This window comes from Flavobacterium sp. ZT3R18 (genome assembly GCF_007097385.1).
In the GTDB taxonomy this organism is placed as follows: Bacteria; Bacteroidota; Bacteroidia; order Flavobacteriales; family Flavobacteriaceae; genus Flavobacterium.
The window spans coordinates 75,070-87,794 of the sequence record NZ_VJZS01000012.1; the positions used below are offsets into that span (position 1 = coordinate 75,070).

Sequence of the window (12,725 nt, forward strand, 5' to 3'; positions counted from 1 at the left end):
AGTAAAATAAACACCCATTATATGATTTCTCAACCCATAAAGGTATTATTCATCCACCATTCTGGAGTATTTGGTGGGGCTTCTAGAAGTTTATTAGAATTAATAAAATCTTTTCCGGAGAACTCAGTTGACCCTGTTGTTTTATTACCGATAGGTTCTGCAAGTCTAGCATTTGATTCTCAGAATATAAAAACTATAAAAACTATAAAAACTAGTAGTATCGCTCAATTTGATAATACTAGTTATGGTCATTATAGAGGATTTAGATGGCTAGTTATTTTAAGGGAATTGTTTTTGCTTCCATCAACTTTTATTGCAATAAAAAAAGCCAAAAAAGAATCTCTTATTGATTTCGATTTAATACATATCAATGAAATCACAAACCTGCCTTCGGTTCTATTTGCTAGTAAGATTTTCAAGAAGCCTATAGTTTTGCATATTCGCTCTCTTCAAAGGAGTCCTAAGAGTATTAGAAACAAAATAATTTATAAAATTTTAAAAAAATATGTAAAAATAAGCATAGCTATTGACGAAACAGTTGCGAAATCATTGCCTCATGATTTGCCTAAAAAAATAATACATAACGGATTTGACCCTTTATCTTCATTGAACGATAATGATGAAAATGTCAAAAATAGTATAATAAAATTAAAAGGAAAACTGAAAGTAGTTATTGTGGGGAATCTATTATTCATGAAAGGGATAGTAGAATTTGTAAAAGCCGCAAAATTAGCAAAGGATAATAATCTTATGATAGATTTTATAATTGTAGGAGATAAACCAGCAGAGAAAAAAGGGGTTTTGTCTTTTTTACTTAAGATTTTTGGACTGTCTCATGATGCCAAACAATTTGTACTTGATTATATAGAAAAGCATCAGCTTCAAGATTTTGTACATTTAATAAAATTTACTTCAAATATCACTAGTGTTTATGATAATATAGATGTTTTGTGTTTTCCATCTCATTTAAATGCAGTTGGGAGGCCAGTTTTTGAAGCTGCATTTTTGAGTAAGCCCAGTATTGTAGCGATAAAAGACCCTATGAGAGATACGGTAATTCATATGCAAACGGGACTCTGTATTGAAGAAAAAAAACCAGAGGAATTATTCAATGCAATTAAATATATGCATGATCACCCTATTGAACGTAACCTAATGGGACACAATTCACTTTTGTTAGCAGAAGAGAATTTCAATATAAAAAATAACGCAAATAAAACTCTTCAGGTTTATAATGACCTATTAATGTAAATTTATAAAAATGTTTAAAAACAAAATTCTCCTTATAACTGGTGGTACTGGATCCTTCGGAAACGCCGTGTTGAATCGTTTTCTTCATACAGATCACTTTAAAGAAATTCGTATTTTTTCTCGTGATGAGAAGAAACAAGATGATATGCGTAATCAGTTGAAAAATGATAAACTTAAGTTTTACATAGGGGATGTTCGCGATTATAATAGTGTAGAGCGTGCGATGCGTGGAGTAGATTATGTATTTCATGCAGCTGCCTTAAAGCAGGTGCCTTCTTGTGAGTTTTTTCCGTTGGAAGCGACAAAAACCAATGTTTTTGGGACTCAGAATGTAATTGATGCCGCCGGAGCTAATAAAGTAATGAAAGTAATTTGTTTGAGTACAGACAAAGCGGCTTATCCTATTAATGCTATGGGAATCTCTAAAGCATTGATGGAAAAAGTTGCTGTAGCAGCTTCAAGAAATTTATCTGATACGACAGTTTGTTTAACCCGTTATGGGAATGTGATGGCGTCTAGAGGTTCTGTGATTCCATTGTTTTTAAAACAAATTAAAGAGGGGAATCCAATTACGATTACGGATCCAAATATGACGCGTTTCCTGATGTCATTGGATGAAGCTGTAGAACTAGTGTTGTTCGCTTTTGAGCATGGTAAACCAGGAGATTTGTTTGTCAACAAAGCACCTGCGGGAACTATTGGAGATTTGGCACAAGCCTTGAAAGAATTGTGTAAGGCAGATACCGAAATCAAGATTATCGGTACTCGTCACGGGGAGAAATTGTACGAAACCTTGTGTACCCGTGAGGAGATGGCAAAGGCTGAGGATATGGGGGAATTCTATAGAATTGCTGCGGATAACCGTGATTTGAATTATGCACAATATTTCTCGGAAGGAGAAGAAGAAATTGCAACAGCGGAGGATTATCATTCTCACAATACAGAACAACTGGGTGTAGAAGGAATGAAAAAATTATTGGCTACATTGCCTTTAATCAGAAAAGAGATTTTTGGGGAAGATGTTGTTCAGATGCCTGGATAGGAATTGTATAAAAAAATAAAATGAAAAAAATAAAATTAGCAACGATTATCGGGACTCGTCCTGAAATCATTAGACTGGCGGAGTGTATTAAGCTTTGTGATAAATATTTTGAGCATATAGTGATTCATACAGGTCAGAATTATGATTATGAATTGAATGAAATCTTTTTTGAAGATTTAGAATTGCGAAAACCAGATTTTTTCTTAAACGTAGCAGGAAAGCACTTGGGAGAAACCATAGGGAATGTAATATCTAAATCGTATGAAGTTCTTGCAAGTGAAATACCTGATGCTTTGTTGGTTTTGGGGGATACAAATAGTGTGTTGAGTACTATTGCAGCCAAAAGATTAAAGATTCCTATATTTCACATGGAATCAGGTAATAGATGTTTTGATCAAAATGTTCCAGAAGAGATAAACAGAAAAATATCAGACCATATATCAGACATCAATCTAACTTATACAGAGCACAGTAGAAGATATCTTCTGAGTGAAGGTTTTAGAAAAGACCATGTATTTGTAACAGGTTCTCCTTTATATGAAGTTTTAAAAAAGAACGAAGTTAAAATTCAAGGTTCTACGGTTTTAGAAAACTTGAAATTAGAACAAGGGAAATACATTGTTGTAAGTGCTCATAGAGAGGAAAACATAGATTTAAAAAATAATTTTGAAATTTTGGCAGAGTCTTTGAATGCTGTTGCTGAAAAGTATCAAATGCCAATAATATTTTCTACTCATCCAAGAACAAAAAAGAGAATGGAGAGTTCAAAGATTGTATTCAACCCACTCATAAAAAGTGTAGCTCCATTAGGTTTTTTCGATTATGTTAAGATGCAACAAAATGCTTTTGTAGTACTTTCGGATAGTGGTACTATTAGTGAAGAAGCAGCAATGATGGGTTTTCCAGCAGTTAGTATTAGGACAAGCACTGAAAGACCAGAGGCAATTGATGCAGGGACAATTGTATTAGGAGGCGTAAGTAAAGATAGTATGCTTAATGCTATTGAAATTACAACAGGACTTTCTGTAAATAGTAATTCTCAATTGCCAGTAGAGTACTTAGTAACCAATACTTCGGAAAGAATTGTTAAAGTAATTCAGAGTTATACCCCTATAGTGAATAAAGTTATTTGGGATAAATAATAAAAAAATGAAAAGAATATTAGTAATTGGGATAAAAGGTATGGCTGGACACGTTGTGTTTAAGTCTTTACCTTTATTAGGAGATTATGAAGTTTACGGTATTGCCAGAAATGTGGAACAAACCGACCGTATTTTTAACTTAGACATTAGTAATACAGCTGAGTTAGATAAAATTATAGATCAAGGATTTGATGTGATAATAAATTGTATCGGAATTTTAAATAAGGATGCTGAGAATAATCCACACAAAGCAGTATGGTTTAATAGCTATTTCCCTCATTATCTCGAAGCAGTTACAAAAAACACGAAAACGAAAGTGATTAGTATTAGTACGGATTGTGTTTTTTCGGGAAAAAGAGGAGCGTATTCAGAAAATGATTTTAAGGATGGTGAAGGTTTCTATGCAGTGTCTAAATCGTTAGGGGAAATAAATAACGAGAAGGATTTAACGATTAGAACTTCTATTATAGGACCAGAATTGAATAAAGAGGGAATAGGATTGTTTCATTGGTTTATGCAACAGACGAATGAAGTGAGTGGTTATTCACAAGCTTTTTGGTCAGGAATCACTACTATTGAATTAGCAAAAGTTATAAATCAAGCGATTCGACAAGACATAAAAGGTTTAATTGTTGTGGCTGGTCAAGCTAAAATTGATAAGTATAGCTTGTTAAAACTGTTTAATAAAGTTTTCAGAAGTGATTCATTGATTGTTTCAGAAAATTCTAAATATAAGGTCGATAAAAGTATGCACAGTTCGAGAATCGACTTTGATTACAATGTACCATCGTATGATGAAATGATTTTGGAGATGAAGCAGTGGATTGACACTAGTAATTATGATTATAATTGATGAGAATATTAATTATAACACAATATTTTTGGCCAGAAAGTTTTAAAATTAATGATTTAGCTTTAGGATTAAAAGAAAGAGGACATGAGGTTAGTATTCTGACAGCTATTCCAAATTATCCCAAAGGTGTATTTTTTCAAAACTATTCATTTTGGAAGAATAATGATGAGGAATGGAATGGAATAAAAATATACAGATCTAAAATATTTTCGAGAGGAAATGGTGGTATTCGTTTGATGTTAAATTATATATCATTTGTCTTTTTTTGCAGTCTCAAAGTTTTTTTTATTAAGGAAAAATTTGACAAAATATTTGTGTATGAACCTTCCCCTGTTACAGTTGGTTTACCCGCAATAGTAGCAAGCAGAAAAATGAAAATACCCTATTATTTTTGGGTACAAGATTTGTGGCCAGAAAGTCTTTCTGCTGCTGGCGGCATAAAAAATAAATACGTACTTGGTTTTTTTGATAAAATAACTAAGATGATATACAGTAACTCCAAAAAAGTTTTGGTGCAATCGAAAGGTTTTGCTGATTACATTAATAAACAAGGGGATTTTTTAGACAAAATAATTTATTATCCTAATTCTGCTGAAAAATTATACAGACCTTTAGAACCAACCGCAGAATATCAGTCTAAATTACCGAGAGGTTTTAAACTACTATTTGCTGGTAATTTAGGAGAAGCACAAGGAATTGGTACTTTGATTAATGCAGCAAAGATTGTAAAAGAAAGTGGTGCTGAGGTTAATTGGGTTTTTTTGGGAGCTGGCCGTCAGAGGGAAAATTATATTAATAAAGTAAAGAAGAGAGGTTTAGAGTCTAATTTTCATTTTCTTGGAGCTTTTCCGGCGGAAACTATGCCCTATTTTTTTTCCTGTGCAGATGCTTTAATAGTTTCATTGAAAAAAGACAAGATATTTTCTTTAACTATTCCTTCAAAATTACAATCCTATTTGGCCTGTGGTAAACCTATTTTGGCATCATTAGATGGAGAAGGGGCTAAAGTAGTAGAAGAATCAATGGCAGGGTTTGTTTCGCCATCTGAAAATATTGAGTTATTTGCTGCGAATGTAATTAAGTTGTATAATTTGTCTTCTGAAAGCAGAAATGAGATGGAAGGAAATGCCTTAAAGTATTTTAAAAATGAATTTGAAAGAGAAATGTTGATTGACAGACTTATCGAAATATTGAAATAGTAAAATGAAAATAGCAATAACTGGGGCTACAGGATTTGTAGGTACGAATCTTCAAGACTATTTGAAGAGTTCTCACGGTGTAGTGCCTATGAGTGTACGTTATGAACCCAATCAACAATTTGAGATAAAGGCTGACGTTTTAATTCATCTGGCTGGCAAAGCTCACGATTTAAAAAAAGTTTCCAATCCGCAGGATTATTACGAAGCCAATTTTGAGTTAACCAAGCAACTTTTTGATGCTTTCTTAGCTTCGGAGTCGGCAGTTTTTATTTTTATGAGCACGGTAAAAGCCGTTGCAGATGAGGTAAAAGGAATATTGAGCGAAGACGAAATACCAAATCCTAAAACCCATTATGGCATTGCGAAGCATCAAGCGGAGGAATACATACTGAGCAAGGAATTGCCCGAAGGAAAAAGAGTTTATATATTAAGACCCTGTATGATTCACGGACCTGGAAACAAAGGGAATTTAAACTTGTTATATCAGCTGGTTTCTAAAGGACTGCCTTGGCCTTTGGGGGCCTTTGAGAATCAACGCACTTTTTTGAGTATCGAGAATCTTTGTTTTGTCATTAAAGAATTATTAGAAAGTGAGTTGATTCCTTCGGGAGTGTATCAAGTGGCGGACGATACGGCTTTATCTACGAATGAATTGATAGAATTGTTGGGAATAAACATAGGAAAGAAAACTTCTATTTGGAAATTAAACGTACCGTTTATTAGATTCATGGCCTCTATGGGGGATAAAATTCATCTTCCTCTTAATTCTGAGCGTTTGCAAAAACTAACGGAGAATTATGTGGTAAGTAATGTGAAGATAGTTAATGCTTTAGGGAAATCATTACCTGTTGCAGCTAGAGAAGGATTATTGAGAACGTTTGAGTCGTTTAGGATTGTTTAAATTCTAAATTGATGAGTAAACCCGAACAGCTCCATTTTATTAAATAAAAAAACATGCCAAAAGAAAATAAATACCCTCAATTAATCAAAGGAGGTCTACATACCGACCATAGAGGGCAACTTTCCTTTGTAAATGATATGAAATTTGATGCAATCGAGCGCTTTTATATCATCAACAATTCAGCGGAACATCCTTTGAGGGCTTGGCAAGGCCATAAAATAGATAACAAATATTTTTATTGCATACAAGGTGTGATAAAAGTGCATTATGTAAAAATAGACAACTGGGAATCGCCTTCTAAAGACCTAAAAGTTGAAAGTGTGTTGCTCAGTGCCACCGAAAGCAATATTCTCCACATTCCGGAAGGCTATGCCAATGCGATTGAATCGTTGGAAGTGGGTTCTAAATTGATATCCTTTTCGACTTTACATCTAGATCGAATTTCTGAAGATGATGTGCGATTTGATAGTGATATGTGGACGGTTTATTAGTAGCCGGTTATGGGTTTAGAAGTTTAAGAGTTTAAAGGTTTAAGATTGTTTAAAAGTTTCAAGTTTTGGAAATTTAGCGATCTCTATTTTCTATACTCTATTTTCTAATTTCTTTTTTTAAAAATATAAAATTACAATATGAACATAGAACAAACCTTTATTAAAGATTTAGTTATCCTGACTCCTGACGTATTTGAAGACGAAAGGGGTTATTTTTTTGAAGCCTATAACAAAAGTAAATTGAGTGGGTTGGGAATTGATATTGATTTTGTTCAGGATAACCAGTCATTTTCACAAAGAGGAACCTTGAGGGGTTTGCATTACCAGAATCCGCCTTATGCGCAAACGAAATTGGTTAGGGTGCTACAAGGGGAAATTATGGATGTGGCTGTCGATTTGAGAAAAGAGTCTCCAACTTACGGAAAACATTTTGGGATTCGTCTATCTGCCGAAAACAAAAAACAATTGCTGCTACCACAAGGTTTTGCCCATGGTTTCTCCGTATTAAGTGAAACGGCAGTAGTGATGTACAAATGCGACCAGTTTTATAACAAACAAAGTGAAGGAGGAATCCGCTATGATGATGAAACTTTAAATATCGATTGGGGAATGGATTTAGCGGATGCGATTGTATCTGAAAAGGATCTAGTTTTACCAGATTTCGCTAATTGTAACAGTCAGTTTTAGAGTTTAGAATTTAGAATTTGTATACTTGACTATACAAAATAAGACCTATTTTGTATAGTCTAAATATACAGTTTTTGTTGTTTTTTGTATAGTGCGATATATAAAAACATTTTTTTTGTTAGATATAACGAACAATAATTTATTATTTTGTATTGTCTGTCGAACAAAAACAAGTATTTTTGTATTGTAAGCAAAACAATATGGAAGAGTTAGTTGAGAAATTTCGTTTTAAATTAAGTCTTACTTCAACGGATTTCGTTAGGAGTTTGGGGAGTGATATTAATTGGAACGCAAGATTAATAGGGGTTAAAGGGGCAAGAGGTGTTGGGAAAACAACAATGCTCTTGCAGCATATTAAAATGAATCTGACGAAGGTGTTAGATAAAACATTGTATGTGTCTTTGGACTCAATTTGGTTTAGCAATAACACACTGGTCGATTTAGCGGATGATTTTGTAAAAAAAGGAGGTGAGTATCTTTTCTTAGATGAAGTACATAGATATGACAACTGGTCGCAGGAGTTGAAAAATATCTATGATGATTACCCGATGCTAAAAGTCGTGTTTACAGGGTCTTCTTTGTTACAAATATTGAACGCTAGAGCTGATTTGAGTCGCAGGGCTATTACTTATACCATGCAAGGGCTTTCGTTTCGTGAATATCTTAGTATTGAAACTGGACAACATTTTGATAAATTGACTTTAGAGTCTATCTTGAGTAATCACTCAAAAGAATCGACTTTGATTAATGCCAAGGTAAAACCATTGCAATATTTTCATACTTATCTCAAGCAGGGGTACTACCCTTTTTATAAAGAAGAATTAGATTTGTACGTGCCTCGTTTGGAAGAGGTTATTAATATGATGCTTGAAATTGAGTTGCCTTTGTTGCGAGGTTTGGATTTGGCTTATGTTCATAAAATAAAGCAATTGTTGCTTATTATTTCCGAATCAGTACCTTTTATCCCTAATGTGAGTAAATTGAGTGAGAAAATTGGAATTGCTAGGAGTACTTTGCTTTTGTATTTTCATTATTTGGATGAAATTGGTCTTACTATCAACTTGTTTAAAGAGTCGGGTGGTATTAGTAAACTACAGAAACCGCTTAAAGTGTATTTGGAGAACTCAAATTTGATGTATGCTTTAACTTCGAGTGCTGCTAATACTGGAAATATAAGAGAAACATTTTTCGCAAATCAGCTCGGGTATAAGCATAAAATCATGTATTCTAACAAGGGTGATTTTTTGATAAATGAGAAGTATGTTTTCGAAATAGGCGGAAAGGATAAATCGATGAAACAAATTGAAGGTATTGAAAACGCCTTCATCGCCGCAGACGATATTGAGTATGGTTTTCAGAACAAAATACCATTATGGTTGTTTGGCTTTTTATATTAATTGCATAACTCCATGAATCATTATTTAAAATTAAATGAAAAAAATTCTAGTAACAGGAGCTAAAGGACAATTAGGTTCGGAATTGAACGTTTTGTCAAAAAACTATAGCCAATTCGAATGGGTTTTTGCCGACAGAACCGAATTGGATTTGTGTGATTTAGATAATTTAGCCACTAAATTAGCAAACATCAATCCGCAATTTATTGTCAATTGTGCAGCGCATACTGCTGTGGATCGAGCAGAATCAGAGTTTGAATTAACAGATGTTTTGAATCATCAAGCCGTGAGCATAATGGCGAAATGGAGTGAGATCAATGATTGTAAATTGATACACATTTCCACGGATTATGTTTTTGATGGCACTGCAGCTACGCCACTTGATGAATCGGCACCTACGAATCCGATTAATGTATATGGGGTAACTAAATTGGCTGGTGAAAAAGCTTGTATGGAAGCAAATCCATCAGCGATCATCATCAGAACCTCCTGGGTATATTCGAGTTTTGGCGCTAATTTTGTAAAAACGATGTCCCGTTTGATGCAGGAAAGAGATAGCTTGAATGTGGTCAACGATCAAATTGGTAGTCCAACCTATGCCGCCGATTTGGCTCAAGCCATAATGACTATTATGACACACAATCATTGGCAAGCTGGCATCTATCATTTCTCTAACGAAGGAGAAATCAGTTGGTACGAATTTGCGGTGGCTATTAAAGAAATAGGTGGATTTGACTGTGCCATCAGTGGTATCCCATCCTCGGCCTATCCTACACCTGCTCAACGTCCTCAATATTCTTTATTGGATAAAACCAAAATTGCAACCACTTTTGGTGTAGTCGTACCAGATTATAAGGAGAGTTTGATTAGATGTATGGGGTTGTTGTTATCAGTTTAAGAGTTTCAAGTTTTGAAATTTGCGTTATTCCGTTTTTCGTTTTAGCAATATATTTAAAATAGAATCGAAAAAACAGAAATTAACAATCAACAATAAAAAAGGGTCTTTAAAAATTGGCAATCTACAATCTAAAATATATATAATGAAAGGAATAATACTAGCCGGAGGTTCTGGTACTCGTTTACATCCGTTAACGCTTGCGATGAGTAAGCAAATGATGCCGGTTTATGACAAACCGATGATCTATTATCCGTTATCGACTTTGATGATGGCGGGAATCCATGAGATATTAATTATTTCGACTCCGCATGATTTACCTAATTTCAAAAAATTGTTGGGTGATGGATCTGCTATTGGATGTCAATTCAGTTATGCCGAGCAAGCGGTTCCAAATGGTTTAGCACAAGCTTTTGTGATTGGAGAAGAGTTTATTGGTTCTGATAGTGTGGCGCTGGTTTTAGGGGATAATATTTTCTTTGGAGCCAATATGCAGGAACTGTTGCAGTCGAATACGAAACCAGAGGGTGGCGTTGTTTTTGCCTATCATGTTTCGGATCCGGAACGATATGGAGTAGTGGAGTTTGATAAAAACTTAAAAGCACTTTCTATCGAGGAGAAACCATTAGAACCAAAGTCGAATTACGCAGTGCCGGGATTGTATTTTTATGATAATTCGGTGGTAGAAATTGCCAAGAATATTAAACCAAGTGCTAGAGGCGAATATGAAATTACTGATGTAAATAAAGTGTACTTAGGAAAAGGGGCTCTTAAAGTTGGGATTTTGAGCCGAGGTACAGCATGGTTGGATACGGGAACTTTTAATAGCTTGATGCAAGCAGGGCAGTTTGTTCAGGTTTTGGAAGAACGTCAAGGGTTGAAGGTGGGTTGTATCGAAGAAATTGCTTGGAGACAAGGTTTTATAACCGAACAGCAATTAAGAGATTTGGCAGAACCTTTAAAGAAATCTGGGTATGGAGAATATCTTTTGGGACTTTTGAAGCACAAGCTGTAGATGAAATTATAATATTGAAATTCCAAATTCCAATGAGGAAAATGAAATTTCAAATTTCAAAAGTCCATTACGGAAAACCAGACAAGACCTTAATATGATTTACATTACATTACTTTTTTTATTTATTGGTATTGAATTGATTTATTTCAAGATTGCCGATCATTACAATATTATAGACAAACCCAATAGTCGTTCGTCTCATTCATCAATTACTTTGCGAGGAGGAGGGATTATTTTTCCTATTGCAATTTTAATTGCAGGTTTGTTAGGATATGTTTCTTGGGCAGTCGTTTTAGCGGTGGTTTTGGTGGCAGTAGTTAGTTTTATAGACGATATAAAACCCTTGTCTCAATTGCCTCGATTTGCTTCTCATGCCATAGCCATTGGCTTGGTTTTTTATGATTTAAATCTGTTTTCTCAAGCCATTTGGATTTTACCTATTATCTTTATTTTGTTAATAGGGTGGGTCAATGCCTTCAATTTTATGGATGGAATCAATGGAATAACAGTATTGTATGCATTTGTTGCTATAGTTAGTTTTTCTTTTTTACCCATAAACCAAGAAAGCCTTCCGTTATTAATCACTATGGGATTGTCCTGTTGTGCTTTTGGGATTTTTAATGTTAGAAAAAAAGCTAAAACATTTGCAGGTGATGTTGGAAGTATCAGTATGGCTTTGTTTTTGGGGTATTTTATGGTAAAAACAATTCTAGATTCGGGACAAATAGGGTATTTGCTTTTCTTGTCGGTATATGGAATAGACGCGATTATTACCATTTTTACCCGAATCAAAAAGAAAGAAAATATTTTCGAGCCCCATCGCTCCCATTTGTATCAATATTTGGCGAATGAGTTAGGGTATTCGCATATTTTGGTGTCGTTTATCTATGCGGGTGTTCAGCTTGTAATTAATGCGGTTATTGTTTATTTGGAAACCAATGGAAAAATATCACTTCCTATTGTTGTTTCTTTTTTGACAGTGCAAATCCTTGTTTATTTGTGGATTAGGAGAAGGGTTGTTCAAAAAGTAAATCTGAAAGGGGCTTAAAAAAAAATTACGGAAATGGGATTACTCTTTGTTGAATTTGTATTGCATCCCAAATTTCAATTGTCTAGATGATAAATATAATTAGTGTAATTTGAAACCGACTCTAAAGCGCATTTTTGATGTTTTATTTTCCATAATAGCACTTTGTTTGTTTTTTTGGGTAATACTTATCGCTTGGTTTATGGCTGTTATTGACACCAGTACCAATGGGATTTTTACTCAAGAGCGTATTGGGCAATATGGGAAACGATTCAGAATCTATAAATTGAGGACCATTCAAAAGATTCATGACTCAGGCGAATTTCAAATCTCAAGAACGGGAAGAGTACTTCGCAACTTTAAGTTAGACGAGTTGCCACAGCTGTTTAATGTTTTGAAAGGGGAGATGAGTATTGTAGGGCCAAGACCCGATATTTCCGGATATTATGATTTGTTGGTGGGGGAGAACCGAAAAATTTTGGAGTTAAAACCAGGGTTAACCAGTTTAGCATCTCTAAAATATTGTAATGAAGACCAATTATTGGAAAAGCAACCCTCCCCTTTGGTGTATAATGATCAGGTGCTTTTTCCTGATAAAGTGCAACTGAATTTGGACTATTATTACCAGCAAAGTTTCTGTGGAGATTTAAAAATTATTCTCAAAACTATTGGTTTTGTGTTTCTTAAAAGACCTATTTGATACCCGTAAAGATTCTTTTTTTGAAAATTGGTTATTAAATTTTAAAAAAAAACATAAAATGGCTTTATAAGAATAATAAAAGGTAAATTTATTTTAAATCCACTATTCGATACCTTAGCCGTTTAAAT

Annotated in this window: 13 protein-coding genes; all 13 read left to right on the forward strand. The window is 34.1% G+C overall.

Going from position 1 to position 12,725, the window contains the following annotated elements; translation table 11 throughout:
- The first annotated feature begins 21 nt into the window (after positions 1 to 21).
- The 13 genes from FNW52_RS13385 (at position 22) to FNW52_RS13445 (ending at position 12,597) form a co-directional block, all read left to right on the forward strand.
- Entirely contained in the window at positions 22 to 1,251 is a 1,230-nt protein-coding gene (locus FNW52_RS13385; protein WP_143377953.1) for a glycosyltransferase family 4 protein, read from the forward strand.
- Positions 1,252 to 1,261: 10 nt separating this feature from the next.
- Complete coding sequence (locus FNW52_RS13390; RefSeq protein WP_143377954.1) at positions 1,262 to 2,293, forward strand: polysaccharide biosynthesis protein; 1,032 nt, start codon at positions 1,262 to 1,264, stop codon at positions 2,291 to 2,293.
- A gap of 20 nt (positions 2,294 to 2,313) precedes the next feature.
- Positions 2,314 to 3,435: a non-hydrolyzing UDP-N-acetylglucosamine 2-epimerase gene (wecB, locus tag FNW52_RS13395; protein ID WP_143377955.1), complete on the forward strand. Its 1,122-nt coding sequence runs from the start codon at positions 2,314 to 2,316 to the stop codon at positions 3,433 to 3,435.
- Positions 3,436 to 3,442: 7 nt separating this feature from the next.
- A complete protein-coding gene (locus FNW52_RS13400; protein WP_143377956.1) occupies positions 3,443 to 4,288 on the forward strand; it encodes a sugar nucleotide-binding protein in 846 nt (281 codons plus the stop codon).
- Complete coding sequence (locus FNW52_RS13405) at positions 4,288 to 5,487, forward strand: glycosyltransferase family 4 protein (protein WP_143377957.1); 1,200 nt, start codon at positions 4,288 to 4,290, stop codon at positions 5,485 to 5,487. The genes FNW52_RS13400 and FNW52_RS13405 overlap by 1 nt, the downstream gene beginning before the upstream one ends.
- 4 nt (positions 5,488 to 5,491) lie before the next feature.
- A complete protein-coding gene (locus FNW52_RS13410; protein ID WP_143377958.1) occupies positions 5,492 to 6,388 on the forward strand; it encodes an NAD-dependent epimerase/dehydratase family protein in 897 nt (298 codons plus the stop codon).
- Positions 6,389 to 6,441: 53 nt separating this feature from the next.
- The gene (locus FNW52_RS13415) at positions 6,442 to 6,879 is read left to right on the forward strand and encodes a dTDP-4-dehydrorhamnose 3,5-epimerase family protein (protein WP_143377959.1); all 438 of its coding nucleotides are present in this window, start codon (positions 6,442 to 6,444) and stop codon (positions 6,877 to 6,879) included.
- A gap of 138 nt (positions 6,880 to 7,017) precedes the next feature.
- Positions 7,018 to 7,566, forward strand: a complete 549-nt coding sequence (rfbC, locus tag FNW52_RS13420; protein WP_143377960.1) for a dTDP-4-dehydrorhamnose 3,5-epimerase — start codon at positions 7,018 to 7,020, stop codon at positions 7,564 to 7,566.
- Between the two features lie 200 nt (positions 7,567 to 7,766).
- Positions 7,767 to 8,963: an ATP-binding protein gene (locus FNW52_RS13425; protein WP_143377961.1), complete on the forward strand. Its 1,197-nt coding sequence runs from the start codon at positions 7,767 to 7,769 to the stop codon at positions 8,961 to 8,963.
- A 34-nt stretch (positions 8,964 to 8,997) separates the two neighbouring features.
- Positions 8,998 to 9,858, forward strand: coding sequence for a dTDP-4-dehydrorhamnose reductase (gene rfbD, locus FNW52_RS13430; protein ID WP_143377962.1), 861 nt, complete (start codon positions 8,998 to 9,000; stop codon positions 9,856 to 9,858).
- 142 nt (positions 9,859 to 10,000) lie between these two features.
- The gene (gene rfbA, locus FNW52_RS13435; RefSeq protein ID WP_143377963.1) at positions 10,001 to 10,870 is read left to right on the forward strand and encodes a glucose-1-phosphate thymidylyltransferase RfbA; all 870 of its coding nucleotides are present in this window, start codon (positions 10,001 to 10,003) and stop codon (positions 10,868 to 10,870) included.
- 94 nt (positions 10,871 to 10,964) lie between these two features.
- Entirely contained in the window at positions 10,965 to 11,918 is a 954-nt protein-coding gene (locus tag FNW52_RS13440; RefSeq protein ID WP_143377964.1) for a UDP-GlcNAc--UDP-phosphate GlcNAc-1-phosphate transferase, read from the forward strand.
- Positions 11,919 to 12,009: 91 nt separating this feature from the next.
- Complete coding sequence (locus FNW52_RS13445; RefSeq protein WP_143377965.1) at positions 12,010 to 12,597, forward strand: sugar transferase; 588 nt, start codon at positions 12,010 to 12,012, stop codon at positions 12,595 to 12,597.
- Positions 12,598 to 12,725: the final 128 nt, after the last annotated feature.